A 23394-nucleotide genomic window follows, 5' to 3' on the forward strand; every position below is an offset into this window, starting at 1 on the left:
TTGTAAAGGATAGATATGAAAAGGGTGTTTATAGGGATTTTAGGATTTGGTGGGGTGGTGATAGTAGTACTGCTTGTGTTACTCTTTGTAATGAGCCATAGACTTAAAGGTAACATAGAAGATAGTATTAATGCCCGGTTGCAAGTGCTACAAGAATCTGTGCCAAATTTTTCCTATGAGCCATTTAGTTGCAGTGGTCTTAAGCAAATAGTCTGCAAGTCTTCTGGCGTAGGCTTTAAAGATGTGAAGCTAGAAAATGTGCGCTTAGAGGTGGGGCAATTTACGAAAAATCAAGGAAGTGTGCGCATAGTGAGTGAGAAAATGTCATTTGCTGGAGAAGAGCTTTTGACACTGCTTTTTGGCGTGCTAGCACAAGATATGGATTTCTCTGATGTATTACTGCCAAAATCACTTGATTGTAGCATTAGCGGAGTGCTTGGCAAAAGTGAGCAAGCACAAGATGTGGATACGATGGATACTACTGCTACTTGTCTTGCTAAGGGAGAGAATCTATCTTATAGCTTTGCGTGGGGTATGCAAGCTGAGATTGGTGCTATGCTAGAGCTTCCTCCTGCGCATTTTAGCGATGTGCTTTCTTCAATGATTAAGGCTTATGAAGAAGATAGTCAAAAGCTCTTAACACAAACACTCGTGCTATTTAAAAGTGCCAAGCTATCCCTAGAGCCTAAGGATTTAGCACGCACAATTATCACGAAGCTAGCCCAAGACAAGGAGCTAGACACACAAGCCTACCAGCAGCAGCACGCAAATCTAGCCCGATCTTTGCAGTCTATGAAGGCTTTTGTAATATACATCGCTTTGCTAAGTGATGTTGGGGAAAAAGCACAGAACCTTGAACCATTGGTTGATGGAGTGCTGGCTATGATTTTGGGCGAAAATAATGGTGTAGTGTATGAGCTAAGACATAATGATGCAAATACTCATAAATCCCTATCTCTTGGGGAGTGGCTACATAATCCCGTGCTGTCTTTGTAAAAATCTAGGGCTACATTTAGTTTTGAAGAAGTACCACTAGATTCTACCGAGTCTAAAGTAGAATCTAAAAAGGACTAGCGTGGATAGCTCCAAGCGTAATGCGCAAAAAGGTAAAGATGGCTTGGTGCGCATGCGCAATGCGTTTTTGTATTCTAAAGATGGGATTTTGGCTGCATGGAGAGAGGAGCAGGGGTTTCGTCAGGTGGTTATGGTGGCTACTCTTGGGCTGGTTTTTGGGCTATGGTTTGGAGATGGCTTTGCGCAAAAGGTACTCTTGATCTTGCCCGGAGTGCTTTGCGTGATTGTGGAGTTATTTAACTCAGCCATAGAAAATGCGATCGATCACACAAGTATAGAGCCCCACCCCTTTGCTAAAAAGGCAAAAGATATGGGTAGTGCGGCGCAGTTTTTGAGCTTGGGGTTTGCGGTGCTGGTGTGGGGGGTATTTGTGTATGAATGGCTAACTAGTAGATAAAATCTAACTAGTTAAGCTTATGGCTTGGGCTAGATTCTAGCACTTTGGCGGTACTTAGAAAGTGAATTGATCATCTTTTAGGTCTTTTATGTAAGCGTAGTTTTAAACTTATTTTTGTTCCTTATTCAAAGACAACTTTCTTGCAATGTCCCCCAGCTATCAACATTTCTCTTGTAGAATTTATAGCTTCATCTAAAATGCCACCGATATTTTTGCTAATAATTTCATCTACTAGATATGGAGTTTGTATTTCCACACCAATGGCATCGCTAGAGTCATCGCCGCCTTCATAGAAATTAACTTCCCATTTAATGTTCCACCGAAGACTTTCTTTAAAAAATTTGTCGTAATTCCTATCCCTACATACTACCTGCTCTCCAGCTTGCATATAAAGCAAGCATAGCGATAATAAAATTAACTTTTTCATTCTTGTCCTTTTATTAAATCTATTCTGCAAGCTATCCCTATTCAATTTACCACTGAAGTCCTATCCCGTCTCAAAAGATGTGTTGCTACTCTACGTTTAAATAAGCTTTAGTTATTTACTGCTTTATAAATCCTCTTTAAATAAATCCCTAATCGCAATCGTTAAAAATGTCAAATCGCCCAACATAATCGCGTTCTACAATATGATCTTCTAGATCATATTGGTCGCGTAGCTTGCCAGCACAATACGCACAAACCATTTTAACATCACTTGTGGATCCACTATAAAAAGAACTACTTCGAATTTTATTAACCGAACAATCAAACAAATCTTTTTCTACAGATTCTTTATGCACCAGCATATGCACTACCAATAAGTAGCATAGCAACAGTTACAACAATTCTCATACAAACTCCTTATTGTTTATGTAGAGCAGATTCTAGCCACCCCACCCCCCTTAAAAGTCGCTTACAATGCGCGCTACTTCTGTTTCGCCGCTTGGGAGCTTTGTCGTGTAGCAAGGATTTTGCTATAATGTGCGATTTTATAGCTTACCAACAAAGAGAGAGAATGCGAGATCAAGGATTAGTACAGGTGCGCGTAGCAATACTATTTAGCGGTAATGGTAGTAATTTAGAAAATATCATTGCGCAAGAGCACTCAATTGCTACTGCCTTGCGCCCATATTATCTAGCACCACATATCATTCTAGCTATTAGTAATAACCCTAACGCATATGGGATTACGCGCTGCAAAAATCTAGGGCTAGAGTGCAAGGTGATCGATCATAGAGACTTTGTCTCACGCGCGCTATTTGAGCAAAACTTGGCACAAGCTTTAGAGAGCTATAAGATAGATTTAGTGGTTTTAGCTGGATTTATGCGGATTTTGGGGGAAGAGTTTGTAGAAAAGTTTAGGGTTATTAATATTCATCCGTCATTTTTGCCACTTTATAAGGGTGCGCACGCCATAGCTGATAGTTTTAATGGAGCAGAGAATTTTGGGGGTGTTAGCGTGCATTGGGTCAATGAAGAGTTAGATTCTGGGGCGATTATTATGCAAGAGAAGCTTCCAAAAATAGCAGGAGAGAGCCTGCAGGACTTTGAGAGCAGAATCCACGCCCTAGAGCATAAGCTTTATCCTAAAGCCGTTATTGAAGCTATCATTAAAGTCTTTGGCGAGAGGGTAGAATCTAATGAGCAGGAGCGATAATGGAACATATCTTGGGTGATATTTTTGTCAATTTTGCCATCATCGCTTTGCTCATTGCTATTGCACCTATTTTGGCAAAGGCGAGTAAGATCCCGGTTGTTGTCGTGGAGATGTGTCTAGGTTGTTTGGGATTGTATTTTGGAATATTTCAGGCAAGTGAAAGCCTAGCTATAATGGCTAAAGTTGGATTTTTGTTTTTGATGTTTTTGTGCGGTATGGAGGTGGATTTACGCGGCTTCCAAAATCTTGGGAAAAAGTTTTTGCGTAATGTTTTGGTGTATTTTTTCGTGCTATATGGGCTATCTATCACACTAGTGCTAGTGTTTGGGCTTAATAAAATCTTTATCGCGGCATTTCCTGTAATGAGTCTTGGTATGATTATGACGCTCATTAAAGACTATGGTAAAGATAAACAGTGGCTAGAGCTTGCGCTACGCGTAGGGGTTATAGGAGAGGTGGTAAGTATTGCTGTACTCACGCTTATAAGTGGATTCTACCATTATGGGAACTCGTGGGAGCTATATGAGAGTTTGGCGGTGCTTTGCGCGTTTATCGTAGTGATTGTGGGGTTGTTTTGGCTATTTAAGATTCTGTTTTGGTGGTTTCCTAATCTTAAACTCTACATTATGCCTTATAACGACTTGAGCAATCAGGATATCCGCTTTGTGATGATGCTCTTTATCGTGCTAGTGGCACTGGTGCTGTTTTTGGATCTAGAGATAGCTCTTGGAGCGTTTTTAGCTGGAATGATTGTAGCGATATTTTTCTCCTATAAGCACGAATTGGTGCATAAGCTCAATGATGTGGGGTTTGGGTTTTTTGTCCCGCTGTTTTTTATCTATGTGGGCAGCACGCTTGATTTAGCACTTATCATCTCTAATCCCATTTATATCATCTATGGTGCATATATCGCGGGTGGAATGATTGTGATACGACTTGTAGCAGCAAATGTGGCGTTTGCCAAGTATTTTCGTAGTCCCAAAGATGTAATGCTCTTTGCTCTTAGTGATTCTATGCCACTTACCTTTCTTGTCGCCACGGCAAAGATTGCTATTGATTGGCACGCTATTAGCCAAGATGTATATTATGCCTTTATCTTAGCAGCGATGATCGAGGGCGTGGTGTTTAGCATTATGATAAAGCTACTTTATACGCTATGGCAGCAGCCTAGTCCTAGTAAAAGCACGCTAGAATCTTAAGGGACAAGGTGCTAAACTTGCCAAATACTAATAAGAGAGTTGTACTTTTAGCTATACTTTCGCTTTTTGCATTTATGCCCTTAGTGGCGTGCAAGTATGATGTGGAAGTAGTAGAATCTATGCAAGGAGTTAGGTGTTGAGTAAGGTTAGTGTGTTGTTTGGTGGAACGAGTTTTGAGCACGAGATTAGCATTGTGAGTGCCATTAGTTTAAAAAAGGTCCTAGGAGATAATATCGCGCATTTTATTTTCCTTGATGGTGGGCATCATCTTTATCTTATCCCAGCGGATAAAATGCAGGCAAAAATTTTTGCCACAGGGGAGTATAAGCAATGCAAGCAGCTAGAGTGGATTCTAGGGGGGCTTTGCTATAAGGGGCTCTTTGGGAGCAAGAGGCTTAATAATGTGGGCGTGGTGCTAAGTCTTATCCACGGGGGAGATGGAGAAGATGGCGTGGTCTCAAGCGTGCTTGAGTTTTATAAACTCCCTTTCATTGCCCCCAGAGTCGCTGCCTGCACACTTAGCTTTAATAAGATTTTGACTAAAAATTATGCCGTACATATCGGGGTAAAAACTCTACCCTACGAGTATTATCGTTATGGTGATGAAGTGCATTGCTCTTTTGCCTACCCATTTATTGTAAAGCCTGCCACACTTGGTAGTTCCATAGGCGTGAGTGTCGTAGAGCAGCAAAGCGATGTGGAATACGCGCTAGATTCTGCCTTTAGCTATGATAGAGAGATACTAATTGAGCCATTTTATAAGAGTGTTAGGGAATACAACCTAGCGGGTTATAAAAACGCCCAAGGGGAAATGGTCTTCTCTATGGTTGAAGAGCCTAAAAAAACAGAGCTTCTAAGCTTTGACGATAAGTATTTAGACTTTTCTCGCACCACGCAGACAAGACAAGCTAATATAGATAAAGAGCTAGAATCTAAACTGCAAGAATCCTTTAGGCGCATTTATGGTGATATATTTGTAGGCGCGCTTATACGATGTGATTTTTTTGTCATTGATGGTGAAATTTATCTTAATGAGATCAACCCAATTCCCGGCTCTATGGCGCACTATCTCTTTGAGAATTTTCCGAGTCATATTCAAGCACTCTCACAAGCCCTGCCAAGATCTAAACCTATCAAAATCACTTACAACTATGTGCAAAAAATCCGTGCAGCAAAAGGCAAATGATGGCAAGCCGTAGGATTACCTATCTAGGAGAGTCGCTTGAGATAGCCTATATTAAGCAAACTTGCCAAAAGACTCAAGAGTCTAGGAATATTGTATTCCTACACGGCTGGGGGAGTCATAAGGAGCTTATGTACCAAGCGTTTGCAAGAAGCTTTGCTGACTATACGCACTACTACATTGACTTACCCGGCTTTGGTGCTAGCCCTTATGGAGAAGAGCCAGAATCCACTTTGGATTCTGGCTTGCATACGCAGGAATTAAGGATTTTAGACACAAGTGATTATGCCCATATTGTGCTAGCGTTTTTGTGTGAGCTTGGTATTAGAGCGGATATTATTGTGGGGCATAGCTTTGGTGGTAAAGTGGCTGTGATGTGTGCTGAGATAGACTCTAGGGCTGAAGATTCGGCTCTGCTTGGTTCTGGCGTTGGCTTTTCGAAAATGCTAGAGTCTCAAAGCGATAACCAAAAAGTGGATTCTAGGGAAAACATACCAACTCTCACCAAGTTACAGGACTCTAGCCCAAAAGCTAAGTCTCACCGCACACGCATAGGAGAGATTGTGCTACTCAGCTCTGCTGGCATTGTGTGCAAAAAGCCTTTGAAAGTCCGCGCTAAGATTGCTTGCGCTAAGATTGCCAAGCTAGTGCATATCCGCTTACCATTTTTGCGTGCTAGTGATGCTAGGACACTTAATCCCACAATGTACAACATTTTTAAGCGCGTGGTTGATGAGGACTTTTCCCCTATATTTGCTACTTGCACTAATAGGGTATATATCTTTTGGGGGAGAGATGATAAGGACACACCACTAGAATCTGGTGAGAAAATTCACGCGCTTATTCCAGATAGCAGACTATTTGTCTTAAGTGGGGATCATTACTTTTTCATCAATCAAGCAGTAAGGATAGAGTCTATGTATCAGTTGCAAGCGTGGCATATTAAGGTAAGTGGCAGAGTGCAGGGTGTGGGATATAGGAAGTTTGCTAAGGTTAAGGCTGATAAGCTAGCACTCTGTGGTAGCACGCAAAATCTCCCCGATGGGAGCGTGGAGATATTTGCGTGTGGGGATAGTGGAAGCTTGGAGCAGTTTTTGCAAGCCTTGCGATTGGGACCAAGCAGGGCGCAGGTGCAAGAAGTGCGTAGTGAGCCTTGCGCACTTAGGCAGGAGTGGTTAGAGTCTAGTGAGTTTAGGATCTTGACATAGGAGAATTGATGATTCATATTTTAGAGCTATTTTCTCGATTATTTTTCTTGCTTGGGATTTCTTACTACACCATCACTCTTTTGCAGTGGTATAGCTACAATCCGCTTCGCGTAATCACTAAGCACCATAAATGGCGATGGCATTTGCTGTATTTTGTGTTGCCTATTGTAGTGTTTTTCGCACTTTTTGCACTTGGTTTTGGTGTGGTATTTTATGCGTATTTGTATCTTGTGTATTTGCCTATGTTGATTATGTGGGCTTTTAGGCTTGATAAAAGGATAGTTTTCACGCCTAGAGTGTGGCGATTTTTTGGAATTATTGCGATTTTTGCTGTGCTTAATGAAGCCATATTTATTGGTTTTGATGCGACTTCATTGTATTATCTATGGCTTATGCCTTTTATCTTTGGGGCGTTTATTTGCGAGATTTATGAAGCAATTTTGTTACGCAATTTTACCGCCTTAGCCAAAGACAAGCTAGCAATGATGCACAATCTAAAAATCATTATGATCACAGCAAGTTTTGGTAAAACAAGTATCAAAAACTTCTTAGCTCAGATTTTGGAAGGGCAGTATAATCTCCACTTCACGCCTCGCAGTATTAATACTTTTAAGGGTATTGTTGCAGATATTAACAATAACCTAGCTTTTGGTACAGATATATATATCGCTGAAGCTGGGGCTAGGATGCAGGGAGATATTAGAGAGATCGCCACACTTTTGCATCCGCAAATTGGAGTCATCGGCGAGATAGGTAATGCCCATATTGAGTATTTTAAATCTCTAGAATCCATAGTAAAAACAAAATTTGAGCTACTAGAATCTAACCGCTTGCAAAAGATCTTTGTCTATGAGAAAAACACGCTACCTAACGATATAGATTCTAGTAAGCAAGCTCTTATACAAACTTATCCGCTATCTTTGCGCAATATTGAAACGACTTTAGAATCTACGCGCTTTGAGATGAAGCTAGATGGTGAGTGGGTGGAGTTTGAGACTTATATCCTTGGGCGATTTAATGTCGATAATATCGCTGTGGCAGTGATGGTGGCGCATTATTTGGGTATGAAGGTTACTACAATCCAAAAGCTTGTCAAAAAGCTTTCTCCAATCCCACACCGCTTCAATCTCTCTATCTCCAATGGCAAAACAATCATTGATGATGGCTTTAATGGTAATATCAATGGTATGCTAGAGGGCATACGACTTTGCAATCTCTATCAAGGAAGGAAAGTTATCGTTACGCCCGGACTCATTGAGAGTGATAAAGAGTCCAATCACAAGCTTGCGCGCGCCATTGATGAAGTCTTTGATCTAGCTATTGTTACAGGGGAGCGCAATAGTGATATAATGGCTGAAGCATTGCAGCACACACAGCGCGTCATCTTAAAAGATAAAACCCAGCTAGAAAATGTGCTAAAGGGTATGGTAAATAATGGAGATTTGGTGTATTTTGCTAATGATGCGCCAAGCTACATTTAAGGCTAAGTCACATAAGGAGTATTGATGCAGCATATTTACGCTCCGTGGAGAAGTGAGTATTTTACAGGCACGGATTCTGGCTGTCCATTTTGCGCTATTGCATTAAATGTTGAAGATGATGAGAAAAACTTCGTTTTCTACCGCGATGAAGTGTGCTATGGTGTGATGAACCGCTACCCCTACACACCCGGACATTTTCTGCTAATCCCCTATGAACATATTGACTCTCCTAGTGCTCTAAGCACGCAAAGCTTCTTGCACTTAAGTAATCTAGCACATAAAAGCATAGCTTTGCTAGAAGCATTTGGCGCGCAAGGCATAAATATGGGAATGAATATTAAGCAAATTGCTGGAGCAGGGATACCAGAGCATTTGCATTGGCATTTTGTGCCTAGATTTAGTGCGGATACGAACTTTTTCACCACGATTAGTGAGTGTCGCACTTATGGTGTGGATTTTAAGGCTATCTATCAGCAAGTTAAAGAGTTAGCTGCTATACATTTGACATAAGGAGTCGTAATGAAAAGCAAGGGTAGGGTATTTACTAGAGTCTTGTTGCTACTGTGTGTTGCTTATGTTTACTTGCAGGCGAATCGCTACGATTATTTGCTCTTTTCAAATACTTATGCAGATGTGAGAAAAGGCGTAGATTTGGGTGCAGATGTAAATGCTAGGCTTCGTGGCAGTACGCCTCTTTATGATGCTTCTAGGAAGAATAATATGGAGATTCTTTACTTGCTTTTACGCAGGGGTGCTGATGCGAATGCCATCTCTCATGGAGAGACTGCTTTGCATAAAGTCGTGCAGTTTAATAATCTTAAATTTGCTCAAGCATTGCTAAAACACTACGCAAACCCTAATATCAAAGACAATATCCGCGGTAATACTGCTTTGCACTATGCTACTGCTTCGCGAAATAGTGAGATGATTGCACTGCTTATGAATTATGGAGCAAATATGTATATACAAAACAATAAAGGCGATACTCCAGCGCAATACATCTTAGCCAATGTTAATGTCCCATCAATGAGTATGGAAGATAAGCATATCCGCCTAGTAAGCTCTGCGTTTCGTGTGGGGTCAGGGAGCGTGAGCCTTACAATAACCAATCTTACTGATGAATTTGTAACCATCACTTATGGGGCGTTATATATGGATGACAATCTTGTTTCTGACCAAAGTTTGGGCAAGAAGATCCCACCAAGATCAAGCGTGGCAGTGGGTGCACTCCCTATCACAGGCGCAGCGTATGAGAGTGTGCGAATTAAAGATGGAGGTATAGCGCGTGTCAAATACGGCTTTGCTATAGAGTATGATGTTGCTGGGACTGATGATAGATTGTATAAAAGCACTAAGACAGAAGTGCGGATTTGGTAGAGATTAACATTAATATAAGGATTGAGATATGGATATATTGGATCAGGTATTGCAAGGGAGGGAGTTTAGTGCGAGTGAGTTAGCTAAATTGTATGAGTATGATATTTTTACCCTAGGGCAAGCGGCAAATGCCGTGAGAGAGAAAAAGTATGGTAAAAAGGTATTTTTCAATATGAATCGCCATATTAACCCCACAAATATCTGTGCTGATGTGTGCAAATTTTGTGCATTTTCAGCAAGCAGAAAGAATCCAAACCCTTATGAAATGACCATTGATGAAATCATCGCGCAAACAATTGCTTCACACAAAAATGGCGCAAAAGAAGTGCATATTGTCTCAGCCCATAGTCCAAATTATAGCTACGAGTGGTATATGACCTGTTTTGCTGAGCTGAAGCGCGCAGTGCCACAAATCCACCTAAAAGCGATGACTGCTGCGGAAGTGGATTACCTTGACAGGAAGTTTGGAATAGGATATCAAAAAGTGCTAGAAGATATGGCACGCGCAGGGGTAGATTCTATGCCCGGAGGTGGGGCGGAAATCTTTGATGAAAAGGTGCGTAGGCATATTTGCTCTGGCAAGGTTGGCTCAAACAGATGGCTTGAGATCCACACACATTGGCACTCCATTGGTAAGATGAGCAATGCGACTATGCTTTTTGGACATATAGAATCTAGGGAGCATAGGCTCGATCATATGTTGCGTTTAGCCAATGCGCAGTGCGATACGCAAATTGTAGAATCTAAAAACGGTGGTTTTAATGCTTTTATCCCTTTGCTCTATCAGCGCGATAATAATTATCTCAATGTTCAAATCTCACCAAGTGGGCAAGAAATTATCAAAACTATAGCGATTGCTCGAATCGTATTGGCAAATATCCCACATATTAAGGCATATTGGGCGACTTTAGGCACCAATGTCGCACTCCTAGCCCAGGAGTTTGGTGCAGATGATATGGATGGGACTATTGAGTTTGAGAGCATACAATCTGCTGCTGGCGCAAAGTCTAAGAGGGGTATGAGTGAAGAGATGATTATCCACTACATTAAAGATGCGGGCTTTATCCCCGTAGAGCGCGATAGTCTTTATAATGAGCTACGAGTATGCTAGATGGCAGATGAACAGGAAAAGACCGAAGCCCCTTCCTCGCATAAGTTAGAAAAAGCCAGACAAGAGGGTAATGTCGCTAAAAGCCCTGAGGTAAGTGGGGTTATGGTAATGTTTGTGGGGCTTGCGGTGCTTTTTGTGCTGTTTCCATTTTGGTTAGAGAAGCTTCGTGGAATCTATGTCTATGCGCTTGCATTCCCTAAAGAAGATATAACCAAAGGTGATGTATCCGAAATTATTTGGACTTTAGTTGGCACGGCTGGGATTATGCTTTTGCCCATTTTTTTAGTGCTTTTAGTGGCGAGCGTGGTAGGCAATGTTATGCAGTTTGGATTCTTGCTAACACTAAAGGCTATCAAGCCAAAAATTAGCAAGATTAATCCCATTAGTGGTTTTAAAAATGTCTTTTCTATTAAAAAATTGGTTGATGGAGGAATGATCACGCTAAAGGTGCTTGTGGCACTGGTTGTTGGGGGGATTATTTTGGCTCTATTTTTGCACGATATTGCCGGTGTAGCGCATTTTGAGCTGATGAAGCAAGTATTGTGGTGGCGTGATAAAAGCCTGATTTTAATAGGAGCTATGCTTGGGGTGTTTGCCTTTATGGCGTTGATTGATTTTGCGCTAAAGCGCAGACAATATTTAAAAACCTTGAAAATGAGCAAGCAAGAAGTCAAAGATGAGTTTATTCAGCACGAGGGGAATCCAGAGATAAAAGCCCGCATAAGACAAATTATGCGTAAGAATGCAATGAATCGTATGATGAGCGCAGTCCCAGAAGCTAAAGTTGTCATTACCAATCCTACCCACTATGCTGTAGCAATAGCCTTTGACCCGCAAAAAGACTCCGCGCCAAGAGTGGTGGCAAAGGGCATTGATCATCTTGCTATTCGTATTAAAGATGTCGCTAGGCACAATGATATAGAAATTATAGAGAATCCAAAGCTGGCGCGTAGTCTCTATAAAGATGTGGATTTGGACCAGCAAATCCCACCGGTGTTCTTCACTGCTGTGATTCAAGTGCTTGTGGAAGTAGAGCGACTGCGCCAGCTAAAGGGTAAAAAACCTTATGAGTGGCAGTAGATTCTATTAGAATCTAAAGGGCTTTATTGTGCGATTAAGATTCATTTGCTACACTTCGCGCTCTACATTATCTACAAGGAGAATCTAAATGAAGCGTATAGTATGCAGTGTTGGTGCGCTACTACTTCTGGGAAGTGCATTAAAGGCAGATATAATAGTCTATGGTCCGGGTGGTCCTGCTCCAGTGCTTAAAGAGCTAGCCAAACAGTTTGAGACGCAGACAAAACATAAGATTCAAGTAGTCGCTGGTCCTGCGTCCTCGTGGATAGAGCAGGCGAAAAAAGACGCAGACATTATTTTTGCTGGTAATTCATCAATGATGGACGGCTTTGTCAAAACCTTGCCAAAACAGCTTGAAACAAACAATATCCAAGTGCTCAATATCCGTCAAGCAGGGATTGTTGTGCGCGCCGGTAATCCAAAGAAAATCAAGACCTTTGACGATATTTTACAAAAGGGTGTAAAAGTAATGGTTGTCGCTGGGGCTGGGCAGGTTGGGCTATATGAAGATATTGCATTGCGCAAGGGTAAGAGAGAAAATCTCGTCGCTTTGCGTAACAATATTGTGTTTTACGCACCAACATCTAAAGCAGCCGTAGAGAAATGGAATCAAGATAAAAGCATTGATGCACTAATTATTTGGTCTCATTGGGCGCACACTTTAGGGAGTGAAAGCGCGACTTTTATAAGCCTTAAAGCAGATGAAGTGATTTATAGAGCGGCAGAAATTGCTGTAAGCAACACTTCTAAGCAAAAAGATGTAGCACAGCAGTTTGTTGATTTTGTGCGATCTAAAGATGCAGAACAAGTGTGGAAGAAATGGGGCTGGCAAACAAACTAATGCCTTAAGACTATCATAGACTTTATTACGCATATTTAGATTCTAGCTAGTCTGTCGTGTTCGCTAGCTAGAATCTGCTTGTATAAATCTCTATCCAAGTTTTCTAATTCATTATGCTAGAGCAAGTGTTTAACACAAACTAATGGCAATCAAAAATTAAGGATTCTCTCGCTACAATGCGCCCGAAGTGCCTGCAAGCCAAATTTTCAACCCTTGAAATAAATATTATCTCGAAAAACCCATAGGAGAGAAAATGCCGAGAAACCCTAAAGTAAGCAGCCCAAATGATCCACAAGTGGCTATGCAAGATACATTTGATAAGCTCCGTACTGCGCAAAGCACTCGCGTCCTAGAGCAAATCCGCATAGAAACCATAGGGAAAAAGGGAATTTTGACAGAGTGTTTCAGTACGCTTAAATCTCTCCCAGAAGCTGAGAAAAAGCAGTTTGCTACTTCGCTAAATAGCCTACGCGAAGAGTTTGAAGAGCATTTTCAAGCAAAGCTTATAGAGCTAGAATCTATAGAGCTAGAATCTGCTTTGAGTGCGCAGAGCATTGATGTAAGCTTATTTAATCTAGGTAGCAAGCGTAGCATAGGACACCCTATCAACTACACAAAAGACAAAATTATCGAGTATTTTACGCGTATGGGCTATGAGTTATGCGAGGGTCCGCTTGTAGAAGATGATTTTCATAACTTTTCTGCACTCAATCTCCCAGAATACCACCCCGCAAGAGATATGCAAGATACTTTTTATTTCCACGATAATAAACTTTTGCGCACCCACACTTCTCCTGTGCAAATTCGCACAATGCTTGATCAAAAGCCTCCGATCAAGATGATTTGCCCCGGAGAGACATTTCGCAGGGATTATGATCTTACACATTCGCCTATGTTTCACCAAGTAGAAGGGCTTGTAGTCGATAGGGCAGGGGCGGTAAATTTCGCGCATTTAAAGTATGTGCTAGAGAGCTTTTTGTACTATATGTTTGGTGATGTTAAGGTGCGATTTCGATCTTCGTTTTTCCCTTTTACAGAGCCTAGTGCTGAAGTGGATATTTCTTGCGTATTTTGCCAAGGTAATGGCTGTCGTGTATGTTCGCACACTGGTTGGCTTGAAGTCTTAGGGTGCGGAATGGTTGATGATAATGTATTTAGGGCTGTTGGCTATGAAGATGTAAGTGGCTATGCCTTTGGTATGGGGGTGGAGCGGCTTTGTATGCTAAGTCTCGGTATTGGGGATTTGCGTAGCTTTTTTGAGACAGATTTGCGGTTGTTGGAGCAGTTTTGATGATAGTTTCTAGCCATTTCTTATCCTATTTTGTGGATATAGAGCATCTTAGTATAAGCCAGATTTGTGAAACGCTTAATGATATAGGTATAGAGATTGAGCGGTGCAATAGACTGCAAATCTCTAAAAATGTCGTTGTGGGCAAAGTGCTTGAAAAGGTCCCACACCCTAATGCTGATAAGCTCAATATTTGTCAAGTCGATATTGGGGAAAAGACATTGCAAATTGTATGCGGTGCTAAGAATGTCGCCAAAGATCAATTTGTGGCCCTAGCTTTAGAGGGCGCAAAGCTCCCATCAAAAAACGAAAATGAAGCATTTTTGACAATCAAGCAAAGCACGCTAAGAGGTGTGCAAAGCTATGGGATGATCTGTTCTTCTAGCGAACTTGGGCTTAGTGTGATTAATGATGGGATTATGGTGCTAGATTCTAGCATTGGCGAGCTTGTGCTAGGCAAAGAGCTTAGTGATTATGCCTTTTTCAATCAGCATCTTATAGAAGTGTCTTTAACGCCAAACAGGGGGGACTGCCTATGTGTCCTAGGCATTGCTAGAGAGCTAGCTTCAGCCCATAATCTTATGGTCAAAACCCCAAAAGAAAAGGAGTATGGTATAGCTCTTGGTATAGGGCGTGCGATCAATCTCTCTGCAGAGTGCCACATCAAATCGCGCCTTTTGTATAAGGTCGTGCAAATTGATCGCATAGAAAATGCTCTACAAGAGCAGATTATGCTCTCTTATAATGGACTTTTGAGTGATAATGTATTAGAGAATCATAAGCGATTTGCTATGTATATGAGTGGGGTAATGTTTGATATTTATCCCTTGCCAGAGCAGGCGCAAACACCCACTGCTCTTAAAGTGCGTCAAGATGAAAAGGGGTTTGAGTGTGTATTTGATGCTCAAGGCAATAAACTTTGTGTTATTGGAGTGAAAAACTATGCCAAGACACTAGAATCCTACCCAAGCCTTGCTATTATCCAAGCAAGCTTCACACCACCAGAAATGCTTGCTAAAGCGTTGTTTTCTCATAGCATAGAACAAGATCCCATTACCACCTATCGATCGGTGCGTGGGAGCAATACGGAGCTATTAATGGGAGTTAGTTTGCTGTGCGAGCTGCTTAATGCTTATGCTGAGTGTTCTGTGTATTCTGGCTATCAAGAGCTTGATATGACCGAGGAGAGTGGGCAGTGTTTAATCACTATGGATTTTCACACGATCTCGCAAGCAATCGGCAAAGATGTGCAAAAAGAAGAAATCGCCCAAGTGCTAAAGCAGCTTAATTTCCATATTGAAGCAAGCGGTGATGGAGCATTTTTACATATCACACCTCCGCCATATCGCCACGATATTGCTAGCGTGCAAGATATTACAGAAGAGTTTTTGCGCATTTATGGGATTAAAAATATCCAGCCGCTTCCCTACAAAAGTGCGCAGAAGTCTAATGTTACTACTACTTTGCTCGCGCATCAAAACGCTAGAGCAATCGCTAAGAGCGCGCTTACCCTTGGATTTTATGAGTGTATCCACTATGTATTTTACCAGCGATCTAAGCTACTTGAGTGGGGCTATGAAGTGCTAGAGCCTAGCCTTGATTTGCAAAACCCAATCACAAGTGAGCTTGACACTTTGCGCACGAGCCTTATCCCAGCTCTCTTTGAATCTGCAAGTCGCAACCACAACCTAGGCTTTAAAAGCATCAAGCTATTTGAAATTGGCAGTGTATATAACGCAAGGAGAGAAGAGCGCAAGGAGCTGGGTATTGTTGTAAGTGGATTAAAGACTAAAGAAGCCTATCCCTATCCCAAGGGAGAAAAATGGGATTTTTATAGTTTTGCTAAAGAAGTTAGTGCGATTATTGGCGACTTTACATTGGTAAAGACACTCACTCCACCCAAAAACGCCCACCCACATATTTGTGCAGATATTATGCAAGATGGCAAGGTTATAGGACTTATCGCCAAGCTTCACCCAAGCTTTGAGAAGTCCCTAGATATTTGCGATGCATTCTATGTGCAAATTTACACGCTTAAAGCACGCGTGCTAGATTCTGCCAAGCCGTATCCAAGACTGCACGCAAATATCCGTGACATTACAATTATCATCGATAAAAGCACACCATTTTACAAGATACAAGAAGCTATTAGGGCGTCAGATATAGAAGATTTAGAGGCAGTTTATCCACTTGATGTATATGAGAATACGCAGTTTGCACTTACAATCCGCCTAGTGTTTCGAGCACAGGAAAAGAGTTTGACAGAAGAAGAGCTTGCAAGTAAAATCCAATTAGTGCTAGCGTGTTTAGAGCAGAAGTTTAGCGCGAAGTTGAAAGTATAATGCTAGCTATCACCCCTAGAGCTAAAGGCTTTCACAAAGAGATAGATTCTATCGCACCAGACAAGTCAATCTCTCATCGCTGTGCGATGTTTGCCTTGCTGGCTGAAGCCCCAAGTGTCGTGCATAATTACTTACTCGCACAAGATACACTCCATACCCTTGAAATAGCTAGGAAGCTTGGGCTAAAGGTGGAAGAGCAGAGCTGTAGAGGAAACTTTATATTCACTCCTCCTAGCAAAATTGCAGAGCCAGATTCTGTGCTTGATTGCGGAAATGCAGGAACTGCAATGCGCCTTTATACAGGGCTTTTAAGCGCGCAAAATGGCTACTTTGTCCTAAGTGGAGATAAGTATTTACACGCTCGCCCGATGAATCGCGTGATAAAGCCCTTGCAAAGCATAGGTGCGCGGATTTATAGTAGAAGTGGTGGCTATGCGCCTCTTAGTGTGGTTGGCGGAGAGCTGCAGGGCTTTCGCTTTACAAGTGAGATAGCTAGCGCGCAGGTAAAGTCCGCACTCATTCTTGCCGCGCTTTTTGCTAAAGATTCTAGTGTGTATAGCGAAAGAGAGCACACAAGGGATCATACAGAGAAAATGCTTTGTGGTATGGGTGCGCAGATCGCTAAAGAGAGCAAGCAGGGACTATGTAGCATTACTATCAATCCACTAAGCCATAAACTACAACCACTTGATATAGCTATCCCCGCTGATCCATCAAGTGCGTTTTTTTTCGCGGTGGCTGCGGCGATCACTCCAGACTCTAGCGTATTGCTAAAAAATGTCTTGCTAAACCCCGCACGCATTGAGGCTTTTAAGGTGTTAGAATCTATGGGTGTGATTATTGAGTATCGCTACAAAGCGTGTGTTTATGAAGAAGTGGGCGATATTTATGTGCAAAGCGCCCCACTAAAGGCAGTGAATGTGAGCCATAATATTTCTTGGCTCATTGATGAACTGCCAGCACTTGCCATAGCATTCTGCTTTGCTAGTGGGCGTAGTGAAGTAAGTAATGCCAAAGAGTTGCGCGTGAAAGAAACAGATAGAATCCACGCGATTATTAACAATCTTACTGCGCTAGGTATTGTCTGCGAAGAGAAAGAAGATGGTTTTGGCATAGATGGTTTAAGCAATGGGCTAGAATCTAAAAAGGTAGATTCTAGTGCTATCTTGTTGCGTAGTTTTGGGGATCATAGGATCGCTATGAGCTTTGCGATTATGGGGCTACGGCTAGGGGTAGCGATTGATGATGAAATGTGCATAGGCGTGTCGTTTCCCAATTTTTTAGAGATTTTGCGTGAGATAACAGAAGTGCGTTTGCTAGATTATTAGATAAGGAGATGATGTGAAAGTGAAGCTTGCCAGGAAGCTGGGATTTTGCTTTGGGGTGCGTAGAGCCATAAAAATCGCTGAAAAAAACAAAAACAGCTCTACGCTAGGACCGCTTATCCATAACTATCAAGAAATCAATCGCCTAAAAAACGACTTTAATGTAGAGCTTAAAGAAACTTATGATAACATACAAGGTGATTCTACGCTCATTATCCGCACTCACGGAATCCCCAAGCAAGTCCTAGAGTCAATCACTACAAAGCCTGTCCGTATAGTTGATGCGACTTGCCCATTTGTTACTAAGCCACAGCAAATTGTGGAGAAGATGAGTGAAGATGGCTATGAAGTGGTGATTTTTGGTGATGAAGATCATCCAGAGATTAAAGGTGTGAAAAGCTACGCAAAAAATGGCGCACTGGTGGTAGCAAGCTTACAGGAGCTAAAGCAGCATAGCTTTAAAAGCAAAGTTGCCCTAATTTCTCAAACCACTAAGCAAATAGAGAAATTTAATGAGATTGCTGGTTATCTTATAGAAAACTGTGCAGAAGTGCGTGTGTTTAATACGATTTGTAATGCGACTTTTGATAATCAGCGTGCCTGTAAGGAGCTTAGCAAGGAAGTGGATATTATGATTGTAGTAGGTGGCAAGACTTCTTCTAATACCAAGCAACTTTTAAGCATCGCACTTGAACATTGTAAAGATAGCTATCTTATAGAAGATACAAGTGAGATAGATTCTAGCTGGTTTGTAGGGAAGCAAATGTGTGGAATCACTGCTGGGGCTTCTACGCCAGATTGGATTGTGCAAGAAGTGGTTGCCTTTATCAAAAATATCTAATAGCAGTGGAGAAGGGTATGGCATGTTGCAATAAAAAGGACTTGCAGCAAAAGAGTGTAGGGGCGTTTTTTGGGCACACAGCGCGCTTACTTGAAACTTATATGATCAATCTCTTGCGTCCTTTTGGTATTGGACTAGAGCAACTCTGGGTGCTACATATCCTACACTCAATGGATAAAGAAATGCGTGTAAGTGATCTTACACAAGCTTTACTAAAAGATATCACAACTACATCGCGCCTACTCTCCACGCTTGAACAAAAGGGCTTTGTTAGTAAGTATAAAGACCCAAAGGATAAGCGTGTAGCGTATGTGTATATTACGCGAGCAGGGTTACAAAAACTTGAAGAAATTTCATTTTTGAAAGACAAAATGGACACAATTTTTGATACAGCCTTAAGCGAGCAAGATCAGGTTCTTTTGCGTAGTTTACTTGAAAAAATTGAGAAAGTGGCGCTGCAATGAAAAAAATCACCACTTTGCTTTGCATAGCTTTTTTGCAATCAGGAGTGGCAAAGAGTGTGCCTGTGGAGAGTGTGGAGATTAAGTATGGGGCACTAAGCAAGATAGAGAGCTTTGTGGGAATCGTGCGCTTTAAGGAGATTAGCTCCGTGGCTACTTCTGCGCAAGGCGTGGTGCAAAGAGTGTACTTTTCTATTGGGGATAATGTTAAAAAGGGACAGAGGCTTATTTCTCTAGATTCTGCCTTGCTTTTGGAGGATATCAAGATCAAGCAAGCAAAGATCGCTGATGCGCGCTATACATTAGAACGACAGAAAAACGAACTAGAGCGGTATAAAAATCTCTTGCAGTCTCAATCAATCTCTATCCAGCAGTATGAAAACTTAGAGTATGAAGTCAAATCCCAAGAAGCTAGAATCCAAGCCTTGCTAGGCGAACTAGCAATTTCCAAAGTGCAAAAGAATCAAAAGGTCATTTACGCACCTTTTGATGGGATAGTTGTGGAGCAGCGCGCACATGAGGGTGAATGGGTGCAAACAGGAGCAGTGGTGTGTCAGATCCTAAATTCGCGTGATACAGAAGTGATCATTGATGTGCCAAGTTCTGTTGCGCGCGCCCTAAGCCCAAAGCAAAAGGTCAAGCTCATCATAGGTGGGAGAGAATATCAGGGGGCAATTTCTGCGCTAATCCCACGTGCCGATACGCTTTCTAGAACATTTCCTGTATATATTGCTGTGCGTAATGATGGGAGCTTTTTGGATGGAATGGCAGCGCGCGCACTCCTTGATATATCAGGAGGAGAGAAAGGTTTCATTGTTCCGCGTGATAGTATAGTGTATAAAAACAACGCCACCTTTGTCTTTGCAATCCGTGCGCAAAAGGCTGTGCGTTTGCCTGTAAAAATCCTTGCCACGCAAGATTCTAAGTCCCTTGTCTCTGGCGCACTAAAGACTGATGACTTACTAGTGTTACGCGGACAGGATAATTTGAGTGATAATGCAGAAGTTCGAGTTGTAAAACGCAAATGAGTGTGCTTAGATTTTTTCTCTTGCGCCCTGTGCTAGCGAGTGTTGTAGCGATATTTATCGTGCTTTTTGGGGTGATTTCTTTTGTGCAAATCCCTTACCAACTCCTGCCTCAAACCACACGCCCAACAATTAGTATTTACACTTCTTATCCGGGTGCTTCACCCTATGAAGTAGAAAAGGAAATTATCCAAAAGCAAGAATCCTACTTAAAAAACCTAAAAAATCTCCAAGCGCTAACCGCTACAATGCGTGATGGTATAGGGATTGTTAATCTTGAATTTGGGCTTGATACAGACTTGCAAAATGCCTTTGTAGAAGTGAGTGCCAAGCTTGAAGAGATTTCTGGCTACCCAGAGAATGTGCAAAAGCCCATTGTTAAAACTACAGGTGAAATAATCCCTGTAAGTGTATATCTTTTTGTTTCGCTCAAGAAGCTCTCCATAGATAATGATGGTATGATTGATAGGGGGGTTGATGAGCAAAGGAGCATTATAGAGAGTGAAGTGCTTCAGCATTATGAGCGTATTGCGGGTGTAGGGGAAGTCATACTTACAGGTGGTGTACAGCAACAAATCCAAATCGTGTTAAACACTTCTCAGCTCGCATTTAATAACATTACTATCCAAGACATCATCAACGCCATAAACAAGCAAAACCGCAACATATCTGCTGGGAGTATTGACTTTGATCAGCGTAACTATCGTGTGCAAACCATCGGCGAGTATCGCTCCATTGATGAAGTACTAGAGACCATTATTCGCGTGCAAAATGGCAAGGTAACTCGCCTAAAGGATATTGCTAGCGTGGAGCAAGGCTACTCTAAAAAAACAAACTATAATAACTACAATGGTGAGCATGTGCTCTCTATCCAAATCCGCCCCACTGCTGATGCCAATATCCTAGAAATGACAGATTCTATAGAGAAGCTTACACATAAGCTAAATACAGAAGTATTAGAAAAATACGGCTTAGCAATTGAATGGGGACATGATCAAAGAGAGTTTATCCTAAATGCCATTGCGCAAGTGAAGCGAAGTGTGCTGCTAGGTATGGTGCTTGCTATTTTGGTTTTATTGCTATTTTTGCGTAATCTTACTTCCTTGGTGCTCGTAGCCCTTGTGATACCCCTAAGCATTGTGGGGACATTTATCGTGCTGCATATTTGTGACAGAACTTTAAACATTATCTCCCTTGCGGGTATATCCTTTGCTGTTTCTATGGTAATAGACTCTGCCATTGTCGTGCTAGAGTCCATTATCCGCAATCGCGCCAATAAGCCAGACTCCCCCGTAGAATCTACACTTACAGGGGTGAGAGAAGTTGTGGGGGCGCTCTTTGCTTCAAGCATCACAACCATTGCGATTTTTGTGCCTATTTTGTATCTTAAAGATGAGGCAGGACAGCTTTTTGCAGATATTGGGATCGCTACTAGCAGTGCCATTGTATTGGCATTTGTGATTTGTGTCCTTATCGTGCCAACATTTTTGCTACTTTTTTTACAAGAGCCTAAAGCCCAGAACTCATTTAGCCAAAGGATTGGTGCATTTGGTACAAGATGTAGCGATCGGATTATGTATTTTGTGTATAAATGTGTCCAAAGTAATAAAACTAGATTCTATACCATAGCTGGGTTTCTGGGTTTTTGCGTTATTTTTAACTTCATCACTTTCCCTAAGACAGATTATTTACCAAAGGGTGAACGCAACTTCATCAACACCTACATTTCTATGCCTCCGGGTTTATCCTTTGTCGAAAAGCGTTATATCGCGGAGCAAATCGCAGAGAAAATCACCCTTTTTTTGAAAGATAATGGCTACAAGCAAGCTAGCCCAAAGGATATACCAGCAATTAAGAGTTTTTTCATTAGTGCGGGAAGCTCGATTGCATTCTATCTTATTGCTGATGATCCTAAGCAGAGTCAAAGGCTTGTAGATTTTGCACGCGAAGTGATCGATGAAATCCCGGGTATTAGTGGTGTGGCACTGCGACAGCAGATCTTTAGCGGGGCTTCTAGCTCAAGTATTGACATTAATATTAGCGGGGACAATTTGGATCATATTGCTGAAGCGACCAAAGAAATGCGCGATCGTATAAAAGAGCATTTTAGCAATATGAGTGTGCGCGTAGTGCCCGCTCTTGCTTCTAATAATCGAGAGATCAATCTCTACCCCAACAACTTTGCTCTCTTAGAAAATGGGTTTGATATCCCAAGTTTTGGGAATATTGTCAGCGTGTTGCTAGGTGGGAAGCCACTAGGATCTGCGAAGATTGATGATACATATAGGGATCTTATCTTGCTGTCTAGAGATAGAAACCACTCGCCAGAAGATATTTTATACGCACCAATTTACGCGCCAAATGGCAAAATCATTATGTTGGGAGCATTAAGCGAAGTGCAAAGTACGCTAGGAGTCTCTACAATCCGCCATTTTGAGCAAAAGCGCAATCTCTTGCTAATTATCAACCCAAGTGACAATACCCCACTTGAAGAAATTATCTCTATCATTAGAGCCGATATTATCCCGCCAATCGCCAAAGCTTACCCCAATTTGAAAATCACACTAAATGGTAATGCTGATAAGCTTAGTATCCTAAAAGGTGAGCTTTTAGGCGGATTTTTGCTCGCTGTGGCGATTACCTATTTAGTTTTGTGCGCACTGTATGGAAATTTCTTCTACCCGTTGCTTATCATCGCCTCTGTGCCTTTGGCTGTGAGCGGGGGACTTATGGGGCTTTTTTTTACCAACTGCTTCATCGCTCCGCAAAATCTTGATGTCATCACGATGCTAGGCTTTATTATCCTTGTGGGAAGTGTGGTAAATAATGCGATTTTAATCATCTATCAAGCGCAGATTAATTACCGAGAATACCAAATGCCTTGGATACAGAGTGTGCTAGATTCTACCAAAACACGCCTTTCACCTATCTATATGAGTATGCTTACAAGTGTGCTGGCACTTCTGCCTTTGGTAGTGTTTGCAGGAGAGGGGAGCGAGATTTATCGTGGGCTTGGCTCGGTGCTTATTGGTGGGTTGATGTTTGCTTCTATTGTGAGTGTGTTTATTATCCCTGCGATGCTATTAAGTATAAAGCCCCACCGTAATTCTTAGAATCGTTTAGAATCCATTTAAATTTTTTTTTATACAATCTTAGCTCACCTTTTTAGCAATGGGTGTAAGAATCTTGAGGAGTGTTTGTATGAAAAGAGTGTTTGTAGGTTTGAGTATGGTGGCGACTTTGGCGTTGTCTGGATGTGCTTTTCCTTCCCCTGTTGGTATGCTTTATACTGATGTGTCTTTGCCTATAACTGCGACTTCTGCCAGTGGTGCTTCTAAAGAAGGGCAAGCGACTTGCACAAGCATTTTAAGCCTTGTATCCACGGGTGATTGCTCAGTAGAAACTGCAGCAAAAAATGGCAAGATACAATCCATTAAAAGTGTAGATTCTAAAGTCTTTAGTGTGCTTGGGTTTTATAACACTTACACAACAATTGTCCGTGGCAATTAAAACTAGCTAGAT

General features: G+C 41.7%; 22 protein-coding genes. 20 read left to right on the top strand and 2 right to left on the bottom strand.

Features of this window, described 5'->3' with window-relative positions; genetic code table 11:
• Positions 1–15: 15 nt before the first annotated feature.
• Together IKB69_RS03940 and IKB69_RS03945 are read left to right on the top strand one after the other, a co-directional pair.
• Positions 16–996 carry a hypothetical protein gene (locus IKB69_RS03940; RefSeq protein WP_290946302.1) on the top strand — a complete coding sequence of 327 codons (981 nt, stop codon included), beginning with the start codon at positions 16–18 and terminating at the stop codon, positions 994–996.
• Between the two features lie 79 nt (positions 997–1075).
• On the top strand, positions 1076–1471 hold the full coding sequence (locus tag IKB69_RS03945; protein WP_290946304.1) for a diacylglycerol kinase: 396 nt from the start codon (positions 1076–1078) through the stop codon (positions 1469–1471).
• Positions 1472–1592: 121 nt separating this feature from the next.
• On the opposite strand, the gene IKB69_RS03950 is transcribed toward IKB69_RS03945, so the two are convergent.
• Both IKB69_RS03950 and IKB69_RS03955 read right to left on the bottom strand, forming a co-directional pair.
• The gene (locus IKB69_RS03950) at positions 1593–1898 is read right to left on the bottom strand and encodes a hypothetical protein (RefSeq protein ID WP_290946306.1); all 306 of its coding nucleotides are present in this window, start codon (positions 1896–1898) and stop codon (positions 1593–1595) included.
• A 148-nt stretch (positions 1899–2046) separates the two neighbouring features.
• The gene (locus tag IKB69_RS03955; protein WP_290946308.1) at positions 2047–2259 is read right to left on the bottom strand and encodes a hypothetical protein; all 213 of its coding nucleotides are present in this window, start codon (positions 2257–2259) and stop codon (positions 2047–2049) included.
• Positions 2260–2468: 209 nt separating this feature from the next.
• Between IKB69_RS03955 and purN the strand changes: the two genes are divergently transcribed.
• From purN to IKB69_RS04045, 18 genes are all read left to right on the top strand, one after another.
• Entirely contained in the window at positions 2469–3110 is a 642-nt protein-coding gene (gene purN, locus IKB69_RS03960) for a phosphoribosylglycinamide formyltransferase (RefSeq protein ID WP_290946310.1), read from the top strand.
• On the top strand, positions 3110–4309 hold the full coding sequence (locus IKB69_RS03965; protein WP_290946312.1) for a cation:proton antiporter: 1200 nt from the start codon (positions 3110–3112) through the stop codon (positions 4307–4309). Before purN ends, IKB69_RS03965 begins: the two co-directional genes overlap by 1 nt.
• Positions 4310–4445: 136 nt before the next feature.
• Positions 4446–5495: a D-alanine--D-alanine ligase gene (locus IKB69_RS03970; protein ID WP_290946314.1), complete on the top strand. Its 1050-nt coding sequence runs from the start codon at positions 4446–4448 to the stop codon at positions 5493–5495.
• A complete protein-coding gene (locus IKB69_RS03975) occupies positions 5492–6700 on the top strand; it encodes an alpha/beta fold hydrolase (RefSeq protein WP_290946315.1) in 1209 nt (402 codons plus the stop codon). Before IKB69_RS03970 ends, IKB69_RS03975 begins: the two co-directional genes overlap by 4 nt.
• An 8-nt stretch (positions 6701–6708) precedes the next feature.
• Positions 6709–8181 carry a UDP-N-acetylmuramoyl-tripeptide--D-alanyl-D-alanine ligase gene (gene murF / locus IKB69_RS03980; RefSeq protein WP_290946317.1) on the top strand — a complete coding sequence of 491 codons (1473 nt, stop codon included), beginning with the start codon at positions 6709–6711 and terminating at the stop codon, positions 8179–8181.
• A 24-nt stretch (positions 8182–8205) separates the two neighbouring features.
• Positions 8206–8691, top strand: a complete 486-nt coding sequence (locus tag IKB69_RS03985; RefSeq protein WP_290946318.1) for an HIT domain-containing protein — start codon at positions 8206–8208, stop codon at positions 8689–8691.
• A gap of 9 nt (positions 8692–8700) precedes the next feature.
• Positions 8701–9558 (top strand): ankyrin repeat domain-containing protein, encoded by an 858-nt coding sequence (locus IKB69_RS03990; protein WP_290946320.1) that lies wholly within the window; start codon positions 8701–8703, stop codon positions 9556–9558.
• Between the two features lie 28 nt (positions 9559–9586).
• Entirely contained in the window at positions 9587–10669 is a 1083-nt protein-coding gene (gene mqnE, locus IKB69_RS03995) for an aminofutalosine synthase MqnE (protein ID WP_290946323.1), read from the top strand.
• A complete protein-coding gene (gene flhB / locus IKB69_RS04000; protein WP_290946325.1) occupies positions 10670–11749 on the top strand; it encodes a flagellar biosynthesis protein FlhB in 1080 nt (359 codons plus the stop codon). It begins immediately after the preceding gene.
• Between the two features lie 88 nt (positions 11750–11837).
• Positions 11838–12590 carry an extracellular solute-binding protein gene (locus IKB69_RS04005; protein ID WP_290946327.1) on the top strand — a complete coding sequence of 251 codons (753 nt, stop codon included), beginning with the start codon at positions 11838–11840 and terminating at the stop codon, positions 12588–12590.
• Positions 12591–12891: 301 nt separating this feature from the next.
• Complete coding sequence (pheS, locus tag IKB69_RS04010) at positions 12892–13881, top strand: phenylalanine--tRNA ligase subunit alpha (RefSeq protein ID WP_290946554.1); 990 nt, start codon at positions 12892–12894, stop codon at positions 13879–13881.
• Positions 13881–16220, top strand: a complete 2340-nt coding sequence (gene pheT / locus IKB69_RS04015) for a phenylalanine--tRNA ligase subunit beta (RefSeq protein ID WP_290946329.1) — start codon at positions 13881–13883, stop codon at positions 16218–16220. The genes pheS and pheT overlap by 1 nt, the downstream gene beginning before the upstream one ends.
• Positions 16220–17548 carry a 3-phosphoshikimate 1-carboxyvinyltransferase gene (gene aroA / locus IKB69_RS04020; protein WP_290946331.1) on the top strand — a complete coding sequence of 443 codons (1329 nt, stop codon included), beginning with the start codon at positions 16220–16222 and terminating at the stop codon, positions 17546–17548. Before pheT ends, aroA begins: the two co-directional genes overlap by 1 nt.
• Positions 17549–17561: 13 nt before the next feature.
• Positions 17562–18386: a 4-hydroxy-3-methylbut-2-enyl diphosphate reductase gene (locus IKB69_RS04025; protein ID WP_290946333.1), complete on the top strand. Its 825-nt coding sequence runs from the start codon at positions 17562–17564 to the stop codon at positions 18384–18386.
• 17 nt (positions 18387–18403) lie between these two features.
• Complete coding sequence (locus IKB69_RS04030) at positions 18404–18850, top strand: MarR family transcriptional regulator (protein WP_290946335.1); 447 nt, start codon at positions 18404–18406, stop codon at positions 18848–18850.
• Positions 18847–19875, top strand: coding sequence for an efflux RND transporter periplasmic adaptor subunit (locus IKB69_RS04035; protein ID WP_290946336.1), 1029 nt, complete (start codon positions 18847–18849; stop codon positions 19873–19875). The genes IKB69_RS04030 and IKB69_RS04035 overlap by 4 nt, the downstream gene beginning before the upstream one ends.
• A 2-nt stretch (positions 19876–19877) precedes the next feature.
• Positions 19878–22985: an efflux RND transporter permease subunit gene (locus IKB69_RS04040; RefSeq protein WP_290946338.1), complete on the top strand. Its 3108-nt coding sequence runs from the start codon at positions 19878–19880 to the stop codon at positions 22983–22985.
• Between the two features lie 88 nt (positions 22986–23073).
• Entirely contained in the window at positions 23074–23382 is a 309-nt protein-coding gene (locus IKB69_RS04045) for a TRL-like family protein (protein WP_290946340.1), read from the top strand.
• The last annotated feature ends 12 nt before the right edge of the window (positions 23383–23394 follow it).

Source organism: Helicobacter sp., from assembly GCF_017502485.1.
In the GTDB taxonomy this organism is placed as follows: domain Bacteria; phylum Campylobacterota; class Campylobacteria; order Campylobacterales; family Helicobacteraceae; genus Helicobacter_B.